The sequence below is a fragment of the Tessaracoccus oleiagri genome, from assembly GCF_900103275.1.
Lineage (GTDB): Bacteria > Actinomycetota > Actinomycetes > Propionibacteriales > Propionibacteriaceae > Arachnia > Arachnia oleiagri.
Map to the genome: position 1 here is coordinate 41,640 of NZ_FNGP01000002.1, position 23,915 is coordinate 65,554.

Annotated in this window: 22 protein-coding genes; 12 read left to right on the top strand and 10 right to left on the bottom strand. The window is 70.1% G+C overall.

Translation table 11 applies throughout. The features are described from left to right. Positions 1-19 precede the first annotated feature (19 nt). Positions 20-2,419 carry an exo-alpha-sialidase gene (locus tag BLR46_RS05225; RefSeq protein ID WP_093249664.1) on the bottom strand — a complete coding sequence of 800 codons (2,400 nt, stop codon included), beginning with the start codon at positions 2,417-2,419 and terminating at the stop codon, positions 20-22. Positions 2,420-2,531: 112 nt separating this feature from the next. After that, positions 2,532-3,281, bottom strand: a complete 750-nt coding sequence (locus BLR46_RS05230; RefSeq protein ID WP_093249666.1) for a LysE family translocator — start codon at positions 3,279-3,281, stop codon at positions 2,532-2,534. Positions 3,282-3,576: 295 nt separating this feature from the next. Between BLR46_RS05230 and BLR46_RS05235 the strand changes: the two genes are divergently transcribed. Next, positions 3,577-4,911, top strand: coding sequence for an ammonium transporter (locus tag BLR46_RS05235; RefSeq protein WP_093249667.1), 1,335 nt, complete (start codon positions 3,577-3,579; stop codon positions 4,909-4,911). Continuing rightward, complete coding sequence (locus tag BLR46_RS05240) at positions 4,908-5,246, top strand: P-II family nitrogen regulator (RefSeq protein ID WP_093249670.1); 339 nt, start codon at positions 4,908-4,910, stop codon at positions 5,244-5,246. The genes BLR46_RS05235 and BLR46_RS05240 overlap by 4 nt, the downstream gene beginning before the upstream one ends. Positions 5,247-5,286: 40 nt before the next feature. Here the strand turns inward: BLR46_RS05240 and BLR46_RS05245 are convergent, their stop codons facing one another. Then, complete coding sequence (locus BLR46_RS05245; RefSeq protein WP_218118353.1) at positions 5,287-6,471, bottom strand: MFS transporter; 1,185 nt, start codon at positions 6,469-6,471, stop codon at positions 5,287-5,289. Between the two features lie 106 nt (positions 6,472-6,577). Between BLR46_RS05245 and BLR46_RS05250 the strand changes: the two genes are divergently transcribed. Next, the gene (locus tag BLR46_RS05250) at positions 6,578-7,294 is read left to right on the top strand and encodes a VIT1/CCC1 transporter family protein (protein ID WP_093249674.1); all 717 of its coding nucleotides are present in this window, start codon (positions 6,578-6,580) and stop codon (positions 7,292-7,294) included. A gap of 6 nt (positions 7,295-7,300) precedes the next feature. Here BLR46_RS05250 and BLR46_RS05255 read toward each other — a convergent pair whose 3' ends face one another. The 6 genes from BLR46_RS05255 to BLR46_RS05280 all read right to left on the bottom strand — a co-directional run bounded on the left by BLR46_RS05255 (position 7,301) and on the right by BLR46_RS05280 (position 14,241). Further along, positions 7,301-8,500: an MFS transporter gene (locus BLR46_RS05255; RefSeq protein WP_093249675.1), complete on the bottom strand. Its 1,200-nt coding sequence runs from the start codon at positions 8,498-8,500 to the stop codon at positions 7,301-7,303. A gap of 91 nt (positions 8,501-8,591) precedes the next feature. After that, positions 8,592-9,509 (bottom strand): 4Fe-4S dicluster domain-containing protein, encoded by a 918-nt coding sequence (locus tag BLR46_RS05260; RefSeq protein WP_093249676.1) that lies wholly within the window; start codon positions 9,507-9,509, stop codon positions 8,592-8,594. After that, the gene (locus BLR46_RS05265) at positions 9,506-10,159 is read right to left on the bottom strand and encodes a TorD/DmsD family molecular chaperone (protein WP_176761676.1); all 654 of its coding nucleotides are present in this window, start codon (positions 10,157-10,159) and stop codon (positions 9,506-9,508) included. The genes BLR46_RS05260 and BLR46_RS05265 overlap by 4 nt, the downstream gene beginning before the upstream one ends. Continuing rightward, a complete protein-coding gene (locus BLR46_RS05270) occupies positions 10,156-11,112 on the bottom strand; it encodes a dimethyl sulfoxide reductase anchor subunit family protein (RefSeq protein ID WP_093249680.1) in 957 nt (318 codons plus the stop codon). The genes BLR46_RS05265 and BLR46_RS05270 overlap by 4 nt, the downstream gene beginning before the upstream one ends. A 1-nt stretch (position 11,113) precedes the next feature. Then, entirely contained in the window at positions 11,114-11,722 is a 609-nt protein-coding gene (locus BLR46_RS05275) for a DMSO/selenate family reductase complex B subunit (protein WP_093249681.1), read from the bottom strand. Between the two features lie 11 nt (positions 11,723-11,733). Next, the gene (locus BLR46_RS05280; protein WP_093249683.1) at positions 11,734-14,241 is read right to left on the bottom strand and encodes a DMSO/selenate family reductase complex A subunit; all 2,508 of its coding nucleotides are present in this window, start codon (positions 14,239-14,241) and stop codon (positions 11,734-11,736) included. A gap of 251 nt (positions 14,242-14,492) precedes the next feature. Between BLR46_RS05280 and BLR46_RS05285 the strand changes: the two genes are divergently transcribed. The 3 genes from BLR46_RS05285 to BLR46_RS05295 are packed head-to-tail and all read left to right on the top strand — an operon-like array spanning position 14,493 to position 15,872. Beyond that, positions 14,493-14,882: an NUDIX hydrolase gene (locus BLR46_RS05285; protein ID WP_218118354.1), complete on the top strand. Its 390-nt coding sequence runs from the start codon at positions 14,493-14,495 to the stop codon at positions 14,880-14,882. Positions 14,883-14,912: 30 nt separating this feature from the next. Next, positions 14,913-15,278: a hypothetical protein gene (locus BLR46_RS05290; RefSeq protein WP_093249685.1), complete on the top strand. Its 366-nt coding sequence runs from the start codon at positions 14,913-14,915 to the stop codon at positions 15,276-15,278. Positions 15,279-15,296: 18 nt separating this feature from the next. Then, complete coding sequence (locus tag BLR46_RS05295; protein ID WP_093249686.1) at positions 15,297-15,872, top strand: protein-L-isoaspartate O-methyltransferase family protein; 576 nt, start codon at positions 15,297-15,299, stop codon at positions 15,870-15,872. 1 nt (position 15,873) lies between these two features. Here BLR46_RS05295 and BLR46_RS05300 read toward each other — a convergent pair whose 3' ends face one another. Continuing rightward, complete coding sequence (locus BLR46_RS05300) at positions 15,874-16,527, bottom strand: HAD family hydrolase (protein ID WP_218118355.1); 654 nt, start codon at positions 16,525-16,527, stop codon at positions 15,874-15,876. Positions 16,528-16,686: 159 nt separating this feature from the next. On the opposite strand from BLR46_RS05300, the gene BLR46_RS15035 reads away from it, so the two are divergent. The 6 genes from BLR46_RS15035 (at position 16,687) to BLR46_RS15040 (ending at position 23,887) form a co-directional block, all read left to right on the top strand. Next, positions 16,687-17,289, top strand: a complete 603-nt coding sequence (locus BLR46_RS15035; RefSeq protein ID WP_093249687.1) for a hypothetical protein — start codon at positions 16,687-16,689, stop codon at positions 17,287-17,289. A gap of 2 nt (positions 17,290-17,291) precedes the next feature. Further along, a complete protein-coding gene (locus BLR46_RS05310; RefSeq protein WP_143008220.1) occupies positions 17,292-18,305 on the top strand; it encodes a hypothetical protein in 1,014 nt (337 codons plus the stop codon). Beyond that, positions 18,302-19,453, top strand: a complete 1,152-nt coding sequence (locus BLR46_RS05315; protein ID WP_093249689.1) for an energy-coupling factor transporter transmembrane component T — start codon at positions 18,302-18,304, stop codon at positions 19,451-19,453. Before BLR46_RS05310 ends, BLR46_RS05315 begins: the two co-directional genes overlap by 4 nt. Beyond that, a complete protein-coding gene (locus tag BLR46_RS05320; protein ID WP_093249690.1) occupies positions 19,450-21,012 on the top strand; it encodes an ABC transporter ATP-binding protein in 1,563 nt (520 codons plus the stop codon). Before BLR46_RS05315 ends, BLR46_RS05320 begins: the two co-directional genes overlap by 4 nt. Next, a complete protein-coding gene (locus BLR46_RS05325) occupies positions 20,999-21,847 on the top strand; it encodes an ECF transporter S component (protein WP_245701532.1) in 849 nt (282 codons plus the stop codon). Before BLR46_RS05320 ends, BLR46_RS05325 begins: the two co-directional genes overlap by 14 nt. A 162-nt stretch (positions 21,848-22,009) precedes the next feature. Next, positions 22,010-23,887: a hypothetical protein gene (locus BLR46_RS15040; protein ID WP_093249693.1), complete on the top strand. Its 1,878-nt coding sequence runs from the start codon at positions 22,010-22,012 to the stop codon at positions 23,885-23,887. Positions 23,888-23,915 lie beyond the last annotated feature (28 nt).

Genomic DNA, 23,915 nt, shown 5'->3' on the forward strand with positions numbered 1-23,915 from the left:
GATGGGCGACGTGGGCGGCTCAGCCGTTCTTCCCGCCCTTCGTCGGGGCCCCGTTGGGGTTGCCGTGCGCGAAGTTCGGCGTCGGCACGGCGTCGTCCGGGACCAGGCCCTGGACGCCGAGCTCGGCGGCGGAAGCGAACACACGGTTGCTCTGGTCCCCGTAGGTGCTGAGGATCCTCAACCGGACGTAGCCGGCCGTGCCGGCCAGCGCCACGGACTGCACATCGCCCGTGTTGGCCCACTGGCCCTGCTCCACCAGTTCGAGCGAGGCGAGGTCGTCGCCCGTGTACACCTCGTAGCCGGCGATGCGGCCGTTCGAGCCGCTCGGCCGCGGGCTGTACCGCAGGGCAGCGAGTTCACCGGCGTCCGCCGGGAGCCGCAGGTCGATGTCGAGCGGCAACGCCACCGAGGACCCCCAAGGGCTGTGCCACAGCGTGTTCACGTCGCCGTCGAACATCTTGGAGGGATCCTCACCGGGCTGGTACGGCAGTTCGCTCACCAGCTCGACGTCGAGCGCCCGGGTCGGGTGCTGACCGGGGAGCAACATGATCCCGACCTCGAGCTGGCCCGTCGACGTCAGCTCACCCTGCGACGCGGTGGCGCGGAACGTGGCGACTCCCGGGTCGGTCGACTCGGGCACGGTGACCGGCACCTCGACGGTCGCGGTGCCGTCGGCGGGGATGGTCACCGGCGCCACCTCACCGACGGTCCAGCCTGCGGGGCCGGTGACCGCGAAGTCGACGGTGCGCTCCTCGGCGGACAGGTTCGTCAGCGTGAACTCGACGTCGTTCTTGCCGCGGTGGACGCGCTGCTCCTCCCCGGAGATCTTCACCGGCAGGTAGTCGAGCCAGTCGAGCGAGACCTGCATGTACTGGATCGACGGGCCCTGGCCCTCGTACAGCAGGCCGTACGTGCCGGGCTCGCTCAGCGGGGTGAGGGTGGAGTAGGCCATGTCGCCCGGGGCGAACACCTTGGACGCCGACCACGTCGCGCCGTCGTCCAAGGAGAGACGGACGGTGCCGTTGGTGCGGCTGGAACTGCTGTTGGCGTTGGAGAACAGGAGCATCGCCGCCTCGTCGGATCCCTGCGCCGCCTCGGGGTAGGCGCGGATGATCGACGCGTTGTTGCGCGGGTCGACGAGGGTGTGGTCGATCGTGACCTCGCCGTAGGTGTGGCCGCCGTCGGTGGACAGCGCCACCTTCCGGCCACCGACCGCGTCGGAGCGGCGGGAGTTCAGCATGACGGTGCCGTCGGAGAGCTCCACGACCTTGTTCTCGTCCATGCCGGTGCCGACGGGCTCGCCCACCTGCCAGGTGGCGCCGTGGTCGTCGGAGTAGACGGAGACGGCCCGGTAGGTCGCGGGTTCCACCGTGGCGATGGTGTACTGCTGCAGCAGGCGACCGGCGTGCTCGCCGTAGCGCAGCTGGATGCCCTCGCCGGAGGCGGCGAACCGGCTGCGCCAGTTGGCGACGTCAGCGGTGATGTCCGCGGTGATGTTGCGTGGCTCGGACCACGTCAGTCCGTTGTCGGTCGAGTGCACGACGACCGCGTGCAGGACGTTGCGCTGGTCGGGATCGACGCCGGGCTGGGATGCCTGGAAGCTCACGTCGTAGGACTTGACGAAGAAGTTGAAGATCGTCCCGGTCTCGCGGTCGACGACGTAGGACGGGTCGGAGTAACCGAAGCGGCCGGTCGTCGCGTCGCCGCGGAAACCGGCAGCGATCGTCGTCGGGTCGCCCCACGACTTGCCACCGTCGGTGGAGATGCGCTGGATGATGGAGTTGGCCTGCGGCGCGTCCTGGCAGGACCCGGGACGGCCGTCCCACGAGGCGAGGAGCCAACCGTTGGGGGCCTCGGTCAGCGCCGGGATGCGGTGGCAGGTGAAACCGAAGTCGCCGGGACCGGCCAGCTTGCGCGGCTCTCCCTCGACGAGTTCGGGCCATTCGAACGGGACCGGCTCACCGGCGGCGACGCGGGTGGTGACGGTGATCGTCGGGTACTCCGTGCCCGAGACGCCGAGCGGTGACCAGTGGGTGGAGAAGGTGGCTTCCCCGGCCGCGACGTCCTCGGCGGTGATGGTGTAGGTGATCTCCTGCACGGAGGAGGCGGTGTACCCGCAGTTGTACCTCCCTGCGGTGCCGGCTGGAAGGTTCCGCCAGTTGCAGGCGGCCGCGTTCACGACTTCGTCCGACGTGACCCGCATGTTGGTGATCTCGGGGAGGTTGGCCTCGACCCGGTAGGCGAGACGCAGGACGTCGCCCTCGGCGTAGACCTCGTTCTGGTTGGCGATGCCGGTGAGTCGCACCTGGCCCCAGGATCCGGTGGCCCATTCGCCGACCGCCACCTCCTGAGCCTGTGCCACACCGGTGGGCAACACCATCGCGAGGGCGGCCAGCACTGCCAGCCAGCCCTTCCACACTCTTCGTGCTCCAGTTCGCATGTCATCCTCTCTGATGGCCGCCCCTCGTCGGGCGGATCTCCCCATCCTCATCGGACGTATGACGTCTGTCAACGTCCGCGTCGTCAAACGATCAATCGGACTGAGTGCCAAGAACGACCGTGACCGGGGGCGAGATACGACGCGCGGCAGTCACCGCCCTCCTCTGCGTGATCGTGGCCGCCTTCGCCTCGGGCCGCGCCCGGCGCTCAGCCGCCCAGGGCGAGCGCGGCACCGAACCGACGATGACCGCTCCGGCCACGCCGTCGACTCCACGCTGCACGACCGGCCGCGCCAGCCATCGCCGCATCACCCCCACCCCGACGATGAGCACGGCGAACCAGGCCAGGCTGAGGACTCCGTGCACGAGCGCCAGACCGGCCCCCATGGCTGCCGGAGCGACCCCGTCGGGGATGAACTGCGGCAGGAGGGCCACGTAGAAGGCGCCCACCTTCGGGTTCATGAGGTTCGTGAGGAATCCCTGCCGGAAGGATCCCGAACCCGCCGTTGCCACGCGCCCCGACCGGTCGTCGGGCTTCACGCCTCCGCGCCGCGAGAACGCGCATCGCAACATCCCCAGACCCAGCCACACCATGTAGACGGCGCCGGCGATCCTCACCACCGTGTAGGCGGTGCCGGACGCCAGCAGCAGCGCGCTGATGCCCAACGCCGCGGCGACGCCCCAGACCAGGACGCCGCCAGCGATGCCGAGGCCGGCGCCGAACGCCTGTGTCCGGCCGCGCGCGATGACGGTCCGGAGTACCAGCGCCGTGTCGATGCCAGGCGTCAGCGTGACGAGGAGCGCGACCATCGCGAACGCGCCGACCGACGACCAGAGATCCATGCGCTGAACGCTACGCCGGACCCGCCCGAGGGGATCCCGGTTCGCTCACCCAAGCTGACCGGCATGGCAATTTTTCCAGTCCGACCCGGTGCCTCGTTCGGCACCACCTGCCCGCGTCGGACCGAGTGCATGTATCGCGCGCGTATACGCCCTTTTCCACCACGCTGCAATGGCGGGGTCCGTTCCACGAACGGAGGGAATTCGGAGGGGCCCGCGACGGGTACAACTTCCGGCATGGCTAGCCACCGCTGAACCAGCTCGGCCCCCGGGCCGGGCGCGATTTCAAGGAGTCCAGATGTCCCTACTGGAGTTGGATACCGGCGCCACCGCCTGGCTGCTCACGAGCGCTTCGCTCGTCCTGCTCATGACCCCCGCCCTCGCCCTGTTCTACGGCGGGATGGTCCGTGCCCGAACGGTGCTCAACATGATGCTCATGGCGTTCGGCGCCATGGCGGTCGTCGCCATCGCCTGGACCCTGTTCGGCTACTCGATCGCCTTCGGCGACGACATCGCCGGCCTCTTCGGCAACCCGCTGCAGTTCTTCGGGCTCGCGGGCGACGACTCGCAATCGGTCCTCGCCGGCTCCGGGGTGCCCTTCCTGGTGGGCGCCGGGTTCCAGATGACGTTCGCCATCATCAGCGCTGCCCTGATCTCCGGTGCCATCGCCGACCGGGTGCGGATGCGCAGCTGGCTCGTGTTCGTCGCCGTGTGGGTCCTCGTCGTGTACGCACCGCTGGCCCACATGGTCTGGGGCGGCGGCCTGCTCTCCCACGACGGCCCCTTCTCGGTGATCGCCGCCCCGATCAACTTCGCCGGCGGCACCGTCGTCCACATCAACGCCGGCGTCGCGGCGCTGGTCCTGGCGCTCGTCGTGGGACCCCGCATCGGGTTCGGCACCACCCCGATGAAGCCGCACAACCTGCCGCTCGTCATGCTCGGCGCGGCGCTGCTGTGGTTCGGCTGGTTCGGCTTCAACGCCGGCTCCGCCGGTACCGCCGACGGCACCGCCGGCCTCGCTTGGGTGAACACCACCGTCGCGACCGCCGCGGCGGCGCTCGGCTGGCTCGCGATGGAGAAGCTGCGGGAGGGCCACGTCACGTCCCTCGGCTCCGCCTCCGGTGTGGTGGCCGGGCTCGTCGCCATCACCCCGGCCGCAGCCGACGTCAGCCCCCTGGGCGCGATCAGCCTCGGCCTCATCACGGGCGCCCTGTGCGCGCTGTCGCTGCGGCTCAAGTACCGCTTCGGCTTCGACGACTCGCTCGACGTCGTGGGCATCCACCTCGTCGGCGGTCTGTCGGGCACGATCCTGATCGGCCTGTACGCCACGGAGGGCGGGCTCCTCTACGGCGGCGGCGCGGCACTCCTGGTGGTCCAGATCCTGGTGGCTGTCGTCGCCATGCTGATCTCGGCGGCGCTCACGGCGGTGATCGCGCTGGCCATCAAGTACACGATGGGGTGGCGCGTGTCCGAGAGGGAGGAGCTCGAGGGCATCGACGTCACCCGTCACCTCGAGTCGGCCTACGACTTGGCGACGGGCCACCTGGCCACCCTGAGGATGCGGCCCGTCGGCCCCATCACCACCTCCGGTCAGCTGGCCACCGCACCCGACGCGAAAGGAACGGACAAGTGAAACTCATCACCGCAGTCATCCAGCCCCACGCCCTCGAGCGCGTCACGGACTCGCTCCGCGAGCACGGCGTGCGGGGACTCACGATCACGGAGGTGGTCGGGTCCGGTAGCCAGGGCGGTCACACCGAGGTCTACCGCGGCGCCGAGTACCGCATCGACACCATCCCGAAGATCAAGCTGGAGACCCTCATCGACGACGTCGACGAACTCCGTGTGATCGACTGGATCGTCGCGGCGGCCCGCAGCGGCAACATCGGTGACGGCAAGGTCTGGTCCACCGACGTGGGCACGGTCGTCCGGGTCCGTACCGGCGAGGTCGGTGTCGCGGCCCTCTGAGCCCGTCGAGTGGGTGCCGGCGTTCCGCGTCGGCACCCATTCAGCCGGTCCGAGGCAGGACCAATCGGGCGGTGGTGATCGCCGCCAGGACGAGCAGCCCGAGGAAGGCGCAGAACGCGAGCCAGCTCGTGGCGGAGTACACGACGCCCCCGAAGTAGCCCACCACGGACGAACCGGTGTAGTAGCCCAAGATGTAGAGCGACGATGCCTGTGCCGGCACCCGGTGGGCCAGCGCCGGGACCCACCCGTTGGCGATGGAGTGGGCCGCGAAGAAGCCGGCCGTGTAGAGCACGAGCCCGGCGACGATCGCCGGCAACCACGGGACCGCCACCACCACCAGCGCCAGGATCATCGAGGCGCCCGACACCAGCAGCACGCGACGCCGACCCCACCGCAGCGCGAGCCGCCCGGCGGCCGCCGACGACCACGTGCCCGACAGGTAGGCCAGGAACAGCAGCGAGACCCAGCCCGGGGAGATGGAGAACGGCGGCTCGCCGAGGTGGAACCCCAGGTAGTTGTACATCGCGACGAACGAGCCCATCAGCAGGAAGGCCTGCAGGTACAGCACGAGCAGGCGGCGATCCCGCACCGCCTCCAGTACACGCGACGCGATCTCCCCCAGCCGCAGCGGGCGCGGACGGAACCCGCGCTGCGCCGGCGCGAGGAGGACGAAGAGCACCATGGCCACCACCGCGACGAGGGCGACTACCAGCACGCCGCCGCGCCACCCCAACACCTCCGCCACGGGCGCGGCCACGATGCGGCCCGACAGTCCGCCGAGGCTGTTGCCGGAGATGAAGCTGGCGGCGGCGAGCGCCGAATGCGCCGGATGCACCTCCTCGGCGATGTAGGCCATCGCAACCGCAGGGATGCCGCCGAGCGCGCAGCCCTCGACGAACCGGATCAGCACCAGCAGGGGGAAGGTCGGCGCCATCGCGCTGGCCAGCGCCAGGAGCGTGGCCACGAGGATCGCCGCCACCATCGCGCGCTTGCGCCCGACCCTGTCCGAGACGGCGGCCCAGCCGACGACCGAGACCGCGATGCCGAACGTCGCCGCCGACAAGGTGAGCGCCGACTGCGCCGGCGTGACGCCCAGGTCGGCCTGGATGAGGGGGAGAACGCCCTGCACCGAGTAGAGCTGGGCGAACGTGGCCACTCCCGCGCAGAGCAGCGCCGCGAGCATGCGTCGGTAGCCCCTGCTCCCCCGCTCATGGCCCTGCGTCACGGCAGCAACCTACCGCGCCTCTTCAGTTGGCTGCCCCCGCCCGAGCATCGGCGAGGGTTGGCTTACCTTGCTAGAAATATCAAGCACCGCGACTTAGCCTCGAGACATGACCACCGACACGTCGGTCAGTCCGGAACTCCTGACGACGACCGCCCACAAGCTCAACTGGCTCCGCGCCGGAGTGCTCGGCGCCAATGACGGCATCGTGTCGGTCGCGGCCGTGATGGTCGGCGTCGCCGGGGCGACGACGAACACCGGCACCCTGATCCTCGCGGGTGCGGCTGCGGTCGCCGGTGGCGCCATCTCCATGGCGCTCGGCGAGTACGTCTCGGTGTCCTCCTCCTCCGACGCCCAGCGCGCCATCATCGCGAAGGAGCATCACGAGCTGCGCACCGACCCGTCCGGGGAACTCGAGGAACTGGCGGGGATCTACCGCGCCAAGGGGCTCAGCCACGCGACGGCCATGGCGGTGGCGCAGGAGTTGACCGCCATCAACGCGCTGGACGCCCACCTCGACGCCGAGCACCACCTCAGCGAGGACGAGGTGGTGAGCCCCTGGCACGCGGCGCTCGCGTCGTTCTTCGCGTTCCTGCTGGGTGCGCTGCTGCCGTTCCTCGTCGCCGTGCTCGTGCCCTACCCAGCGAAGGTGCCGGTGACGTTCGCGGCGGTGTCGGTGGCGCTCGCGCTGACGGGGTTCACGGGCGCGAAGTTGGGCGACGCGAACCCGGTGCGGGCGATGGTGCGGGTCGTCGTCGGTGGGGCGCTCGCGCTGGGCGCGACGTTCCTGATCGGCGCACTGCTCGGCACCCAGGTGACCGGCTGAGCCGGATCAGCGGCCGGCGGACCGGCCGCTGAGCGCGATCAGCAGGGCGGCGAGCAGGGCCATGCCGCCGGCGACGATGACCGGCAGGAACCCGCGCCACAGCACGTCGGCCAGTTGCCCGGCGACCGCCGCGCCGATCGAGACGCCGAGGGTGAGGCACATCGAGAGGATGGTCATCACCGAGGCGACACGCGTGGGGGGCGCCACGGCCTCGGCCCGCGCGAACCCGGTGACCAGGATGAGCCCGACGCCGAGGCCGACGAGCAGCGCGAGCGCCACCGACCCGGGGGTGCCGGGCAGCGTCGCGAAGCCGATCCCGCCGACGAGCAGGCAGAGCGCCCCCGCGATGAGGCGGGCACCGACGCCGAACCTCAACGGAAGGCGGGGCGTGAGGAGCGAGGACACGGCGCTGCCGAGGCCGACGGAACCGTAGATGACACCCGTGAGGCCGGGGGTGCCGCGGTGGTCGTTGACGGCGGTGAGGCCCGTCTGGGTGGCCCCGAACGTGATGCCCACCGCCAGCAGGACCGCCATCGGGGGCACCAGCGACATGAGAGGGATGCGACCGCTGCCGGCATGCCTGCCGCCGGCGCGGTGGTGCCAGCCGGCGACCAGCAGGTAGCCGACGAAGGTCCCCTGGCCGACGAGCACGATCGCCATGATCGTGAAGATGGCGGGCGTGGGTCCGAGCGCCGCGACGAGGAAGCTGGCCGCGATGGGCCCGATGATGAAGCTGGTCTCGTCGACCGCCCCCTCGTAGCCCAGCGCGTTCCGGATGAGCGCCGGCTCCCGGCGCTCGCGAGCGAGGTGCGACCAGCGCGACCGCGCGATCGGGCCGATCTGCGGGTTCGCGAAGCCGCAGACGGCCGCCAGCGCGAGCAGCGTCGACGGCCCCTGTGCACCGTCGACGAGCGACGGGGTGAGTGCGTGGATCGCGTAGAGCCCGGCGACCTGCACGACGGTCGCCGCCGAGACCACGGGCAGCGGCCCGAACCGGTCGACGAGGCGCCCCATGAGCGTGGCGCTGGTGGCGGTGCCGAGACCGACGGCGGCGACGGTCATGCCGCCGAGCCCGAGCCCGAGGCCCACGCCGGTGACGTACATGAGCAGGCCGAGCTGGATCATGGCTGCGGGCAGGCGTCCGATGATCGACGTGATCAGGAAGGGCCAGCCGCCGTGTTCGATGAGGGATGGTCGCGTCCCCATGGTTCCTCCGGGAATGCAGTCGCGGCCGCAACTCCCAGCCTCACGTTGCGGCACCGATCCCTTAAGTCAGGGCCAGCGTACCGCGACAACGTCAGTCCGCCGAATTCCCCTGTGCCCGCTGCAACCTTGCCAGGGCCTCGGGCGGCAGTGCGGAGCCGAACGGGTTGGCCCGGCGAGCGGCGCACGTCGGGCACAGCGAGGCGTCCTTGTCCGAGGGCGCGAACGCGGCCCGGCAGCGCTCACAGACACGCGTCGCAACGGTGGCGATGGGCGACGGGGTCGCGAGCGCGAGATCGTTGAACGTCGCAGGGCCCGGGGCGCTGAGTGCCGCGGCGTCGCAGAACTCGATGCAGCGCCCGCAGGCATTGCACAGGGATGGGTCGAACCGCAGCTCGGAGCGCTGAACGCCGTCCCGCCCTGCGGAGTGGACCAGCGCGAGGGCGTCGTTGGGGCACGCGGTCACGCACTGCCCGGACGCCCGGCAGCCGTCAGCGGAAAGGCGCCAGCCCACACCGTCGGTAGCGCCGGCGTCGGTCGAGTGGGCCCCGAGGTGCCGCAGCGCGGCGCGCAGGCGCTGGTGCTCGGTGGCCCGGACGTCGGGACTCCAGGCGCGCGCCGGTCGGGGTTCGCGGCGACCCAGGCCGAACAGCGACCGCCGCTCCACCGTCGGCATGGCCGACGCGGAGAGCACATCCCGGCGGCGACGTCCGTCCGGCGGCTCCGCGAGTTCCCGGTCCGCCATCTCTGCCAGCGTGGTGCAGCGCACCAACCAGCCGTCGAGGGCCTCCGGGGAGCCGCAGCCGTCCCGTCGCACCGCCACCTCGGCCACACCCAGCGCGAGGAGTTCGAGCGGCACGTGCAGGGGCAGGTCGGCGACGCAGCCGGGTGCCCGCACCGGTCGCCAGGCGCGGTGACCGGTGGCCGGGTCCGGGTGCTCGTCGCAGACGAGTTCGACCCTCTCACCCGCGCCGCTGTGGGCGGCCCAGACGACGAGGCTGTCGAGGCTCATCGCGCGTCGGGCTCGACCAGGGTGCGCAGGCGCTGTAGGGCGTCCTGCCCGAGGAGCCCGATGCCCCGGTAGAACGCGGTGGTGGCTCCGGCGCTCAACCGCTGGAAGAACGTGGGCGCCCACTGCAGCAGGTGCTCCCGGCAGAACTCGTCGTGCGCGTCGAAGTGACGACGCGCGACTTCCGGCTGCCCGTCGGCGGCGGCCTCGAGACCCCGGGCCAGGAGCTGGACGCAGAAGTCCAGTTCCAGCGAGATGTGGTCGTCGGGCTCGACGTTCAGGCGGGGCGCCTGCAGGTTGAACCGCTTGTAGAACTCCCGCACCTGCATCGTCTGCTCCTCGAAGAGGAGCCCCTCGAGGCTGCGGTAGACCGACTCCCACGGCACGGCGATGGGCTCGCCCGGACCGCGGATGAGGCGGAACTGGTCGTCGGCGATCTCCTGCCAGGACTCCTCCGACGAGCCCAACTCCTTCACACCGGCGAGGGCGCCGGCGCCAACCTCACCCAGCTCGGGATCGGTGAGCGGCCACTGGGCCAGCAGGTCGGGGTCGCGCAGGGCGGCGATGGTCTCCTCGGTGGGCGCCTCGGTGCGCAGCACGCTGGCCAGCGTGGTCCAGACTGCGGCGAAGGCGTCGGCGTAGTTCTCGTTCACATCCCGATCCGTACCATGGATTCGTAGAACTGCGCGCGACCCAGCAGTTCACCGGCGAGTACGAGTCCGAACGCGAGCGTGACGGCGATCGCCAGCGGACGCGGGTTCGACTTCGCCTTCGCGAACGCGTACATGAAGATCGCCACCAGACCGGCCCCGGCCGCCACGAGCGCGAGGCGCAGGACGAGGAGCGTCCCGCTGTACGGGGCGAGGGACTCCACGCCGACCTCCCCGAGACCGGCCATCTTCGACAGGTGCAGCGGGATCAGGACCATGAGCAGGCCGCCCGACACGACGACGGTGACGGCGATCCAGCGCAGCGAAGTGGCGAGCAACTGGTTGACCTTGACGTGATCGCCGCGCTCGGGGGCGACCCTCGCGCCGAAGATCTTGCCGCCGCGCTCGAGCCGGTGACGACGGAACATCGTGACGGTCATGAAGGCGGTGCCCACGGCCAGCGAGCCCAGCAGGACCGTCGTCAGCGCGAACTGGACCGGCGTGAACCAGGTGTTCCACGCGGGCACCGACGGGAGGGTGTAGTAGATCATGCTCATCACGTACACGAGGCCAACGCCCAGCAGCGCGGTGATCGCCGCAATGGCCTGCCGCAACCGCGGCGTGCCCCACTTGAACCACTGCATCAGCGCGAACAGGAAGCCGGATCCGGCGAACGCCATCCCGAAGATGATCTCCCGCGACAACCACGACGTCTGGAAGCCCCGGACGACGTTGAAGACGTTGAAGATGTCGTGCATGTGGAAGATCGACGCGAACAGGCCCAGCACGAGCGTCGGACCGATCGCGTAGAGCGCCGGATCGGCGACGCGGTCGATCGTCGCGGACTGGAACTTGAGCGAGCCCAGGGTCTGGACCACGCCCAGGACGAGGAACGCGCCCACGGACATCTGGGCGAGGACGGTGAAGAGCACCATCGGCAGCTCGGCGAATGTCATCTCAGATCTCCTTCGGGTTCGCGATATGACCGGTTCCCATGCCGGAGGGCTGGGCGTCGCGGTGCGGCTTGATGACGAGGTTCGGGCGCGTGATCTCCGGGTCGGGCAGCGGCTCGAACGCGTTCGCGTTGCCGTACTTCGCCCGCAGCTCCTCGATCGGCCCCCAGTCGAGGGCGCGCGAGGGGCACGCCGCCACGCAGGCCGGGTCCTGGCCGGCGTCGCGGTAGTCGGCGCACAGGTCGCACTTGGTCATGTGGCCTGTCTCCGCGTTGAACTGCGGCGCCGAGTACGGACAGGCCCACTCGCAGTAGCGACAACCGACGCACTTCTCGTCGTCGACGAACACCGTGCCGTCCTCGCGACGGGTCATCGCCGTCGTGGGGCAGACCTGGGTGCACACCGGGTTCTCGCAGTGGTTGCAGGAGATCGAGGTGTAGTAGGAGAACACCGAGGGCACTGCGGTGTTGCCGGAGACCGACCAAGAGCCCCCCGTGTACTCCACGACCCGGCGCCAGTTCACACCGACCGGGAGATCGTGCTTGTCCTTGCAGGCGATGTTGCAGGCCTTGCAGCCGTTGCACACCGTCGAATCAAAGTAGAATCCGAGCATCTCTATTCTCCTCAGGCCTTCGTGCCGGCGCTGACCAGTTCGACCTGGACGAGCGTGGTGTGCTGACAGTTGCCCTTGGCAACCGGGGTGGGGTGGAGGCTGGTGAGGACGTTGTTCGATCCACCGTGGTCGACGCCGTTCTCGTCCCACTGGATCCAGGCGCCCTGGGGCAGCGAGGCGACCCCCGGCATGATGCGCGGAGTCACCCGGACCTCGATCTGCACCCGGCCCCGGTCGTTGAAGATCCCCACGATGTCGCCGTCGGCAATGCCCCTTGCCCTGGCATCGAGAGGATTCAGCCACAGCACTTGGTGGTGCGCTTCCTTGCTCTTCGCGAGGTTGCCGTAGGTCGAGTGGGTGCGGGACTTGTGGTGGTGACCGATCAACTGGATGGGGTATTGCGCGCCCGGTTGCCTGGCCTCTTCCGCCCCTTCCCACGTCGCCACGTACTCGGGGATCGAGGTGATGCGGTCGCCCTTCTTGCCATCCGGGAACTCCCAGGTCTGGCTCATGTCGTACAGCTCGAGGGAGAAGATCTCGATCTTCCCCGAAGGGGTCCCCAGCGGATTCGACACCGGATCCTCACGGAAGCTCCTGAGCGACACGTGGGTCCCCGCCTCCGGGTTGTCCATGTCCGCGTAGTAGCGGTGGACGCCCAATTGGCGGAAGGTCTCGAAGTCGGGCAGCGAGGGCACGGCCGGCCTGTGCTCGTTCTCGTACATGTGACGGGCCCACTGCTCGAGCGTCCGGCCCTCGGTGTACTCCTTGCCGACGCCGGCCTTCTCCGCGATGCCCGCGAAAATGTCGTAACCCGGGCGCGAATTGTGGAGCGGCTCGATCGCAGGCTCGGCCATGATCAAGTAGGCCATGTCCCCGGTGTATTCGGACGGGACCAGATCCCAGCGTTCTGCCGTGGTGGTGTCCGGCAGGACCAAGTCCGCGAGCTCAGCGGAGCCGGTGAACTGGTTGTCGATCACGCAGATGAACTCGCACTTCGACTCGTCGCGCAGCAACTCCCGGAGCGCCCCGTTGTCAGCGTGCTGGCTCGCCAGCATGTTGCCGCCGAACTCGACCATGAACTTGATGTCGCTGGGCAGGCGGTCGACGCCCCGAACCCCATCCTTGGTGGCAGTCATCTCACTGCCGTGGTCGATCGCGTCCGACCAGCCGAAGTTCGAAATCGATGCCTGCACCGGGTTCTCCCCGGCGGGGAACCAGCTGGTGAGAGGCCAGAAGTAGCCTTCGCGGCCGCCCGTGCCACCGCCCGGGATGCCGACTTGGCCCAGGACGTTGCTGAGGAGATAGATGGCGCGCGCCTGGTTCTCGCCATTGGCGTGCCGCTGCGGGCCCCACCCCTGGGTGATATTGACCGGCTTCGTCATCGCGAGGTCAACGGCGAACTGCCTGATCGTGTGGGCGGGCACACCAGTGATCTCCTCGGCCCACTCGGGCGACTTGACGACACCGTCGGGGCCCTTCCCGTCGATGTAGGACCGGTAGGACAGGTTCGCCGGCACCCCTTCGGGCATGGTGTGTTCGTCGAATCCGACGCAGAAATCATCAAGGAACTTCTGATCTTGCAGGTCGTTGTCGACAAGGTGCTTGATGATGCCGGCGATCAGAGCCGCGTCAGTGCCGGGCCGGGGCGAGATCCACTGGTCCGCCAGGACTGCCGCGGAGTCCGAGTATCGAGGGTCCACCACGACGATGCGCAGCCCGGCAGTCTTGGCGGCCTGCACGGAGGTGAAGGTGTTACCCCCGCCCGACATCCGTGTCTCCTGCGGATTGTTGCCCCACAGCACGAGCATCCGGCCGTGTTGGATGGAGTTCTCGAAGGAGTTCGAGGTGCACTCGTCCGGTATGCCGTAGTGGAAGCGGGTGATGGTACCGATCTGGGAGTAGGAGTAGTTGCTGTAGTAGCTCAGGGAGCCGCCAACGAGGTTGAACAGCCTCCCGGCCAGGGCGCTCGACGAGATGTGGGCATTCCAGACGCCTGAGCCGTAAACGCTGAACAGGGACTCGTTCCCGTAGGTCTCCGCACAGCGGAGCATCTCCTTGGCGAAGAGCTCCGAGGCTTCATCCCACGAGATCTCGTCCCAAACGCCGTCGCCCCGCTTCGTGCCCTCGCGACGCTTCAGCGGCGTCTTGATGCGGCCGGGACCGTACACACGCTCCCGCATGTTGCGGCCGCGCACGCATGCACGGATCTGGCGTCCGAGGAGGGAGTCGTCTCCCGTGTTGTCCGGCAGCACCCGGGCAATTTGTCCGTCGACGACCTGGAGTCGGAGTGGGCATCGCGAACCGCAATTGACGACGCAGGCGCTCCACACCGTCTTCGCGTCGGGGATGCCGTCACCTTGGGCTGCGGCCGAGCCAGACGGCATTCCGAGGAAGTAACCGCCTCCGGCGACCAGTGCCGTGCCGCCTCCAACGGCAGCGGACCAAGTCATGAACGACCTGCGACTCAGCCCCTTGGTGACACTTCCCTCAGGCCCGACCGGGCGGGTCTCGACACTCATCTCGGCACCTTCTATAGACGTGAAAACTTCTTCGACAAGGAGGTTACTACGTGCGGTAGTGTCGATTCTCGAGGGGTCGGGGTAATCGACAACCATCCCCAATATCGTCGAGGCCGCGCCGCCCCGACTAGGGATTTTAGCCTTTCCACCCTGAAAATGATTCGCTGTCCCACTCCCGGATATTTATTCCAAGAATCTATTGCGAAATATCGAAGTTTCGAAAATGAGCCGGGCCGCGATAGCCTTCCCGAGTGAACAGGACTATCCGTGTGAGCGCGGTGGTGTTGCAGAAGCCCGACGGGCGGGTGCTCACCGTCCGCAAGCGCGGCACGTCGCGCTTCATGCTCCCGGGCGGCAAGCCCGAGCCGGGCGAGTCACCGGTGGAGACAGCGATGCGGGAGGCCAAGGAGGAGGTCGGGCTCGTCCTGGACCGGGAGCGGATGGAACTGCTCGGTGAATTCGAAGCCCCCGCGGCGAACGAACCCGACCACCTCCTCATCTCCACCGTCTACCGCCACCCGCTCGTCGGGGCCCCTCGCATCGCCGGCGAGATCGCTGAGCTGCGCTGGCAGTCACCGGATGAGCACGCCGACGACCTGGCTCCCATGCTGCTGCTCAACGTGTTCCCCGCCATCGGCTAGGTTTGGCGCAGACAAAGGGAGGCGAAAGCAATGGGGCTCTTCAGCAGGATCTTCGGTTCGGACCGTGACGAGACACCGGTCATCGCGATCGACCTGGCCGAGAAGAAGCGCGGCCTGGACGAGTTGTCCTCGGCACTGCGGGCACTGACCGACCGGATGCGTGACGACGAGTTCCCCGTCGACAACCCGGGCTGGCAGGGTCGCATCGATGACCTGGCCCGCGCCCGGAAGGAGGCCGACCAGCTCGCCGCGCAGACGGAGTTCACCCGCCAGGACCTCTACGACTTCGGCACGACGGTGCGCCCGCTCTACCGAGGGAACCCGCCGGCCGAGTACGCCGCCCTGTCCACGGAGAACGAACGCGTGGTTCGCGCACTGGACGCGCTCCTCGACTGACTGATTAGAGTTTGCGGCATGACTGAGCAGCTTGAGGCGCGGGTCGAGGAAGCCATCGCGGCATCGCCGCGGAGGGACTTCCTCCCCGAGAAGGTGAAGGACCGGGCCGACGAGGACCGCCCCTTGCCGATCCCCCGCAACCAGACGAACTCCCAGCCGACGACGGTGCGCGACATGCTCTACCTCCTCGACGTCCCGGAGGGTGCGAAGGTGCTCGACGTCGGCTCGGGCTCCGCGTGGACGACGGCCATCCTGGCGCACCTCACCGGCCCCGAGGGCTCGGTGCTCGGCCTCGAGATCGAGCCCGAGCTCGTCGAGTTCGGCCGCGCCAACCTGGCAAAGGTGGACCGGCCGTGGGCGCGGGTGCAGCAGGCCGTCAAGGGCAAACTGGGCCATGCCAGCGAGGGGCCGTTCGACCGCATCCTCGTCTCGGCGGGCTCCCGCAAGCTGCCGCCCGAACTGGTCTCCCAGCTCGCGCCTGGCGGCATCATGGTGATGCCCGTCGCCGGTCAGCTGTGGCGGGTCACCAAGGACGAGAACGGCAAGGCGACGATCGACCGCTTCGGCCAGTACCTCTTCGTTCCTCTGCGCTGATTCAGAAGAGGCTCTCGACGAGTTCGTAGGTCAGCTCGTCGAGGTTGGGGATCACGGTGGTGCGCTCCAGGATCTGCGGGCCCGGCGGGTGGAACCTGCCGGGCACGGCCACGACCTCCAGTCCTGCGTTGAGCGCGGACAGGATGCCGTTGTGCGTGTCCTCGACGGCGAGGGTGTGGCCGGGGCGCACGCCGAGCAGTTCACACGCCCGGAGGTAGCCGTCCGGTGCAGGCTTGCCGCGGTCGACCTCCTCCGTGGAGACCGTCGCGCGCAGGAGGTCCGCCACACCCATCACCTCGGTGGCCGTCTCGATCAGCAGTCGCGGCGACGAGGACACGATGGCGATCGGGTAGCGCTCGGCCATCCGCTTCACGGCCTCCACGGCTCCTGGCATCAACTGGATCCCCTCGAGGTACTTGGTGGCCATGCCCTGCACCGTCGCCCGGGCGGCCTCCTCCGGCGTCATGGGCAGACCGACGCTCTCGGTGAGGTAGTGGCTCCACTCCTGGGTGGACATCCCCATCATCGCCCGGGTGTCGTCCGGTCCCCACGGAATGCCCGCCTCGGCCGCGAGACCCCGTCGTACCTCGTCCCACACCTCCTCGGTGTCGGTGAGCGTGCCGTCCAAATCAAAGATCACTGCATCCAGCGCCATGCCAGTCCTTCCGAGCCCGGTTCGGTCCATTGTTCCAGACGGGATAGTGTTGGGCACCGAGCCCCGAAATTCCGGTGAGATCCCGGTACTGTCGCGCAACCGTAATCCCCGTGCGGGTAGTCGGACCGGCTCGGCCACATCTCAATGAAAGGCAGCCACATGGCTACGTTCACCTCCAAGTTGGCTACCGCAGCCATCGTCGCGTTTGCGATCGGCTCCGGTGTCCCTGCAGCGGCAGAACCCGCTACCACCGCGTCCGACTGCGTCGCCGCCGGCGACGTCTGGGTGCACGTCGAGTACGACGACACCACCACCGGCGCGTGCGCCACCGAGTTCTCCACCGCGCAGGAGGCCACCACCTCCGCAGGGCTGACCGAGGAAGCCGGACCCTTCTACACGACCATCGACGGCCGCACCGCGAACGGCACCACCGCCCGCGAGTGGTGGAGCCTCTACTCCCTGCCCGCCGGCGCCGGCGTCGACGAGTGGGACTTCGCCACGGTCGGCGCCCACGAGCTGACCCTCGAGGGCGGCCAGGTCGTCGCTTGGGTGCTCCAGCCCGACTGGAACCTGGACGCGGTGGCACCCGCCGCCGACCCGTTCGCCGTCGAGGTCCCCGTCGAGGAGACCCCGACCGCGTCCCCGTCGCCCTCCGAGTCGCCGTCTGCCACGGCCGCTCCGTCCGTCACCGCGTCGCCCGCACCGTCGGCGTCGGCCACCCCTGAGGAGGCCGCGCCCGGCCTGCCCAAGACCGGCGTGTGAGCATGCGCAGGCTCGCAGCCAGTGTGCTCGGCGGCCTGCTCCTCACTGCACTCTCCACGGTTCCCTCGGAAGCCGCCACCTCGGTGACCACCGGTCACTGCACCGACGACACGTCGGTCACCGTGGTGGTGGACTTCCAGGAACTGGGCGGCTCGACCGTCGTCAAGTGCGTGAGCGGCCTGCCTGCAGGCTCGACGGGGTACGACGCCCTGCTCGGCGCCGGCCTCAACCCGACCGGGACGCTCCACGACGGGCCGGGCTTCGTGTGCCGTCTGGCGGGTCGCCCGTCCGCGACGGAGGACATCCCCGTCGACGGCGGGACCTACCGCGAGGACTGTGTGCAGACGCCGCCGAAGTCCGCCTTCTGGTCGTACTGGCAGGCTCCCAACGGGGGCAGCTGGTCCTTCTCCAACCTGGGCGCGACCGGCCGCGAGGTGATCCCCGGAGGCTATGAGGGCTGGTCCTTCTCCCTGAACAACGAGGCGACGTCCAACCCGGCCCCACGGGTGCAGCCGTCGCACACCGTCGTGAAGGAGGAGCCGACCCCCACGCCGGCACCGCCGACGAAGCAACCGGCGCCCCCTTCGGCGCCCGCCCCGGTCACCTCCTCACCGGCGACGACGAAGCAGCCCTCATCCAGCGCGGCGAGCACCACGCCCGCCACCCGCAGGCCGGCCAGCGCCACGCCCAGCGCGTCGCCCACGCCGGCACCGCCGACACACTCCCCCACCCCGGAGCCGACGCCGTCCGTCGCCTCCCCGACGCCCTCCGCCTCCGCGCGCCCGTCGGAGGCCGCATCCGAGTCCGGCCCCGCCTCCTACACCGTCTCCGTGACGCCGTCCGAACGGGCGGACAGCCCGGAGCCGGAAGGCGACGCGTCCGCCGTGGCCCCGCCGGTCACCGCCGAGGTGGGTTCCGACAGCGGGGTCCCGGCCGGCACGCTGGCCGGGGTCGGTGCGGTCGGTGCGGCCGCTCTGGCGGGAGCCTTCGTGTGGTGGCGTCGGCGCGAGGGATGACGAGGCGGTACTTCCTGCCGCGTCCGCTCCACCCGTTCGCCTGGTGGGGCTACGCCATCGCGCTCGCTGTGACGGCCGGCGCGACGAGCAACCCCCTGCTGCTGCTGGCCATCGTCGCCGTGGTGACGCTGGTCACCATCGCGCGGCGTGGCGACAACCCGTGGGCGAAGGGGTTCAAGCTCTACCTGTGGCTCGGCCTCTTCGTCGTCGCGTTCCGGGTTGCCTTCCGCGTGGTGTTCGGGGGCGGCGACGGGCCGACGATCCTCTTCACGTTGCCGGAGGTCCCCCTCCCGGAGTTCGTCCGCGGTGTCCGCCTGCTCGGGCCCGTGTCGCTGGAGTCACTGTTGTACGGCTTGTACGACGGGCTCCGGCTCGCCACCATGATCATCTGCGTCGGTGCCGCCAACTCACTCGCCAACCCCAAGCGGCTGCTGGCGGCGCTCCCCTCGGCCCTCTACGAACTCGGCACCATCCTCGTCGTGTCGTTCAGCGTCTTCCCCCAACTCGGCGACTCGTTCACCCGCGTGCTCAGGGTCCGCCGCCTGCGCCGCTCGCGCGAGGCTCGCACCCGTCGGCAGCGGCTCGGGGTCGTGGAGACGATCATCGTGCCGGTGCTCTCCGACGCGCTCGAGCGCTCGGTGGCGCTGGCCGCCAGCATGGAGGTCCGCGGGTACGGGCGCGGCGGGGTGGCGACCGCCAGGGAGCGGGCGCTGTCGTCGGGCGCCGGCCTCGCCGGGGTCGCGGTCCTCGCCGTGTGGTCCTACTTCCTGCTCGCCCGGCCGGGGATCGGGCCGACGGTGCTGCGGACGAACCTCGTCGAACTGGGGCTCCTGCTTGTGGGGATCGGGCTGATCGTGCTGGCCATGCGAGTCATCGGCCGCCACGTGCGACGGACCCGGTACCGCCGCGACCGATGGCGCGTCGCGGAGACCCTGACGCTCGTCTGCGGCCTCGTGCCGGCCGCCATCGTCGAGTACGTGCGCTCCTACGGCGACCCGTCGGTGCTGCACCCGTCCATCACACCATTGGTCTGGCCGGCCCTCGACCCACTTCTGCTGGCCGCCGTCGCCGTAGCGGCGCTTCCCGCCTTCATTACTCCCCCGCCCGCGCTGTCCACCGCGGGACCGGCCCTGGAGGGGCTCTCATGATCCGTTTCGATGACGTCACGTTCCGCTACGCGAGCAACGACCTCTTCCGCCTCGACGGGGTGGGTTTCACCATCGAGGAGGGCGAGCTCTGCCTCGTCATCGGCCCCACAGGTTCGGGCAAGTCGACGCTGCTCGGCTGCGTCAACAACCTCGTGCCGCTGTTCACCGGCGGCGTCCGCACCGGGCGCATCACCGTCGACGACCGCGACACCACCCTGCTGCCGACCCGCGAGCTCGCGACGACGGTGGGGTACGTCGGCCAGGACCCGCTCGCCGGGTTCGTGACCGACACTGTCGAGGAGGAGCTGGCCTACTCCATGGAGCAGCTCGGCTTCCCCGAGGCGGAGATGCGGCGCCGCGTCGAGGAGACCCTCGACCTGCTCGGCATCGCCGACCTGCGTCGCCGCCCGCTGCGCAGCCTCTCCGGCGGCCAGCAGCAGCGCGTCGCGATCGGCAGCGTGCTCGCGAGCTCGCCCCGCGTGTTGGTGCTCGACGAGCCGACCTCGGCCCTCGATCCGATCGCCGCCGAGGAGGTGCTGGCGCTCATCTCCCGCCTCGTGCGCGACCTCGGCACCACCGTGCTGCTCGCCGAGCACCGGATGGAACGGGTGATCGAGTTCGCCGACAGCGTGCTGCTCGTGCACCCGGACGCGACGGTGCGGCACGGCCCAGTCCGTGACGTGCTCCGCGACGCCCCGATCCAGCCGCCGCTCGTCGAGTTGGGCCTTGGCCAGGGCTGGGACCCGCTGCCCCTGACGATCCGCGAGGGACGACGCCTCGCCGCCCTCCAACGCCGCCGTTGGCAGGACGACCCGCCCGCGCTGCCGGCGCCGCCCGCGGCGGGCGAGACGATCCTGCGCGCCGAGGGCGTGGTGGTCGAGTACCCGGGCGTGGTGGCGGTCCGCGGCGTCGACCTGGCGCTGCGCGAGGGCGAGGTCACCGCCCTGATGGGCCGCAACGGCTGCGGCAAGTCGAGCCTCCTCTGGGCCCTGCAGGGGGCCGGCCGCACGTCGGCGGGCAGGGTGACGACGGCGCGCCGGGTGTCGCTCGTGCCGCAGACCGCGTCCGACCTCCTCTACCTTGCGTCCGTGCGCGCAGAGTGCGAGGCGGGCGATGTCGCCGCGGGCGCGCCCGGGGGCACCACCGAGGCCCTGTTGCGGAACCTCGTCCCCACGATCGATCTCGACGCCCACCCGCGCGACCTCTCGGAGGGGCAGAAGATCGCCGTCGTCCTCGCGGTGGAGCTGGTGGGCGATCCGGAAGTCGTGCTCCTCGACGAGCCCACCCGCGGCCTCGACTACGCCGCCAAGGCGGTGCTGGGTGACACCATCGCCCGGATGGCGGCCGAGGGTCGCTCCGTCGTCATCGCCACGCACGACGTGGAGATGGCGGCGCGCAGTTGCTCCCGAGTCGTGGTGATGGCGGAGGGCGAGGTGGTCTCCGACGGCCCCGCCCGGGAGGTGCTGGCGTCCAGCCAGCTGCTCGCCACCCAGGTCGCCAAGGTCGCGAACCCCTTGCCGTTGCTGACGGTGGAGGAGTACGAGCGTGCCGCGCGCTGACTACCGCCTCGACATCCCGGAGCCTGTGGTCGGGGTGCGGCTCGGTCCGCGCACCTGGCTGCTCATCGTGCTCTCCAGCGCCTTCGGGCTCTTCGCGCTCGGCTGGCCGCTGGTCCTGCCCGCCGTCGACGTCGCCCCGGAGCACGCACAGGACGCGCCGCTCGTGCTGGCCGGGATGCTGCCGCTGATCCTCCTCCTCGTGGTGGCCCAGGTGACCGAGGGTGGACTCGACTCCAAGGCGCTCGCCATGCTGGGGGTGCTCTCCGCCATCAACGCGGTGATCCGGCCCGCGCTGGGCGCAGGGACTGCGGGCGTAGAGAGCGTGTTCTTCCTGCTCATCCTCGCGGGCCGCGTGTTCGGGCCCGGCTTCGGCTTCCTCCTCGGCTACACCTCGCTCTTCGCCTCCGCCCTGCTGACGGCGGGAGTCGGGCCCTGGCTCCCGTTCCAGATGATGTGCGCGGGCTGGGTCGGGCTCGCGGCCGGGCTGCTGCCCCGCCGCGTCCGCGGACGGGCGGAGGTGTGGATGCTCGTCGCGCTCGGAGTGGTGTCCGCCTACGCCTTCGGAGCGCTGATGAACCTCTGGTTCTGGCCGTTCGTCACGGGCGTCGACGTCCCGGGCGTGGCGGCCGGCTCGCTCGACTACGTTCCCGGGGCGCCCCTGCCGGACAACCTGCGGAGCTTCCTGTGGTTCACGCTCGTCACGTCCACCGGCAGCTGGGACACCGGACGTGCGATCACGACCGCCGTGGCGATCCTGGTGCTGGGCCGGCCCCTCCTGACCGTGCTCCGGAGGGCCTCGACGATGTCGAGGGTCCGGGCGACGACGAACGCCTGACCGGCCTCCCGTCCGGGGCCGGGAGCGGCGCCGTGAGCCGACGGTGCTAGATTGAGCCCCGGACTGGTGGAGAAGCCGGTGGGATTCCGGGCTGACGCGCAACCGTTACAGTCGGACCAAGACCAGTCGCCATTACTTCTTTCAACGCGAAGGGACGTCACAGTGCGACGCCGATTCCCCCAATTCCTTGCGCTCCTCAGCGCGCTCCTGCTGCTGGTCGTCACCGCGGCACCCGCCAACGCCTTCACGGGCGACCAGGCCAAGGCCGACGCGAGCGTCGCCTGGCTCCGGTCGCAGCTGAGCGGCAACCTCATCCAACAGTTCGGCACCGCCGACTACGGCCTCAGCCTCGACACGGTGCTCGGCATGCGTGCCGCCGGGGAGACCCCCTCCGAGGTCAAACCGATCCTCGACGCGATGGGCGGCATCGGCGACCGGCTGGAGTACCAGGGCTCCGTCACCACGGGCATGGTCGGCAAGGCGCTGGTGGCGGCCCACGTCAGCGACTACCCGGTCACGAACTTCCACGGCAAGGACCTCGTCGCCCTGGCGCAGCGCTCCGTCGACGCCACCGGCAAGGTCGACGGCGGCCCCGGTGACACCGGCAAGAACCTCTTCTCCCAGGCCTTCGTGATGATCGGGCTGGCCCAGCAGGGCAAGCTGCCCGCCGCCACGGTCTCGTTCCTCGCCGACCAGCAGTGCTCGGCCGGGTACTTCCGGATGTACTACACCGACGGGAAGACGTGCGACGCCGCCGGGTCGGGGTATGACGTCGACGGCACGGCGCTGGCGCTGTTCGCGCTGGAGGCGGCCGATGAGGCCGGCATCGACGCGGCCGCCGCGCCCCTCGAGCGCGGGCGCAAGTGGCTCGCCTCGATGCAGGAGGCTTCCGGGGGCTTCCCCGGTTCCCGGTTCACGCCCACCGCCAACTCCAACAGCACCGGTCTCGCGGCCGCCGCACTGCGCGACGCAGCCCCGGAGGCCGCGCAGCGCGCCGCCGACTTCGTCGCGGCTCTGACGTACCCCTCCGGCCCCGATGCCGGCGCGATCGCCTTCCTGCGCACCCAGCGTGACGGATGGACCGGCGGCGAACTGACCAGCGCCCAGCGGAGCGGGGCGATCCGGGCGACGCCCCAGGCGCTCCTCGCGTTCGCGCCTGCCAACTACGCCTTCCTCGACGAGGGGGCCACCCGCGGCATCACCGCGGCCTCGGCCGGCGCCAAGCTCGTGGGGGACGTCACCTACACGTGGGGCCAGGTGACCACCGCCTCTGCGGTGCCGGTGTGGACCGAGGTGTACATACCGGGTTCGGGCTGGTCCCGGTCGCAGCAGACGACGAGCTCGCCCAGCGGGGCGTACAGCATCCAGCTCACCTACGGCGCCAACACCCCGGGCACGTACCGGTGGCGCGTCGGTGTCCGGCACACCTCCGGGCAGGTGGAGTACAGCGCCGAGTTCGCCCTCCGACGAGTGGCGCGCACCACGGCGGCGTCCGCCGGCTACAAGCAGACGGGCCTGGCCACCTACACGTGGGGGCGGGTTTCCACGTCGGCGCCGGTGCGCGTGTGGACCGAGGTCTACATCGCCGGCAGCGGCTGGTCGCGCTCGCAGGTGTCCACCACGTCCGCTGACGGCTCCTACAGCATCCCGCTCACCTACGGCGCGACGACTCCAGGCACCTACCGTTGGCGCGTCGGGGTCGAGCACTCGTTCGGGCAGGTGGAGCGCACCCGGGAGTTCACCCTGCAGCGCGTGGGCCGTCCCACGGCCACCTCCGCCGGCAGCGCCCCCTTGGGCACGACCGCCTACGTGTGGGGCACGGTCGCGGGCGGACCGTCGCTCCAGACCTGGACCGAGGTCAACCTGGGCGGCGGCTGGGCGAAGTCGCAGGAGCGCCTGACCTCCAGCACCGGCTACTACGCCATCCCGCTGACCTACGGCGCCACGACGCCGGGGACCTACCGTTGGCGAGTGGCCACGGCACTTCCGAACGGCGACGTGCTGCGGAGCCCCGAGTTCAGCTTCACCCGGACCAGGTGACCGAACACCCATGACGGTGGGGCGGCGG

Coding starts and splice junctions, on each gene's coding strand:
- BLR46_RS05230 (WP_093249666.1), bottom strand. CDS start 3,281: ATGGATCTCTGGTCGTCGGTCGGCGCGTTCGCGATGGTCGCGCTCCTC.
- BLR46_RS05235 (WP_093249667.1), top strand. CDS start 3,577: ATGTCCCTACTGGAGTTGGATACCGGCGCCACCGCCTGGCTGCTCACG.
- BLR46_RS05250 (WP_093249674.1), top strand. CDS start 6,578: ATGACCACCGACACGTCGGTCAGTCCGGAACTCCTGACGACGACCGCC.
- BLR46_RS05255 (WP_093249675.1), bottom strand. CDS start 8,500: ATGGGGACGCGACCATCCCTCATCGAACACGGCGGCTGGCCCTTCCTG.
- BLR46_RS05260 (WP_093249676.1), bottom strand. CDS start 9,509: ATGAGCCTCGACAGCCTCGTCGTCTGGGCCGCCCACAGCGGCGCGGGT.
- BLR46_RS05270 (WP_093249680.1), bottom strand. CDS start 11,112: ATGACATTCGCCGAGCTGCCGATGGTGCTCTTCACCGTCCTCGCCCAG.
- BLR46_RS05275 (WP_093249681.1), bottom strand. CDS start 11,722: ATGCTCGGATTCTACTTTGATTCGACGGTGTGCAACGGCTGCAAGGCC.
- BLR46_RS05280 (WP_093249683.1), bottom strand. CDS start 14,241: ATGAGTGTCGAGACCCGCCCGGTCGGGCCTGAGGGAAGTGTCACCAAG.
- BLR46_RS05290 (WP_093249685.1), top strand. CDS start 14,913: ATGGGGCTCTTCAGCAGGATCTTCGGTTCGGACCGTGACGAGACACCG.
- BLR46_RS05295 (WP_093249686.1), top strand. CDS start 15,297: ATGACTGAGCAGCTTGAGGCGCGGGTCGAGGAAGCCATCGCGGCATCG.
- BLR46_RS05300 (WP_218118355.1), bottom strand. CDS start 16,527: ATGGCGCTGGATGCAGTGATCTTTGATTTGGACGGCACGCTCACCGAC.
- BLR46_RS15035 (WP_093249687.1), top strand. CDS start 16,687: ATGGCTACGTTCACCTCCAAGTTGGCTACCGCAGCCATCGTCGCGTTT.
- BLR46_RS05310 (WP_143008220.1), top strand. CDS start 17,292: ATGCGCAGGCTCGCAGCCAGTGTGCTCGGCGGCCTGCTCCTCACTGCA.
- BLR46_RS05315 (WP_093249689.1), top strand. CDS start 18,302: ATGACGAGGCGGTACTTCCTGCCGCGTCCGCTCCACCCGTTCGCCTGG.
- BLR46_RS05320 (WP_093249690.1), top strand. CDS start 19,450: ATGATCCGTTTCGATGACGTCACGTTCCGCTACGCGAGCAACGACCTC.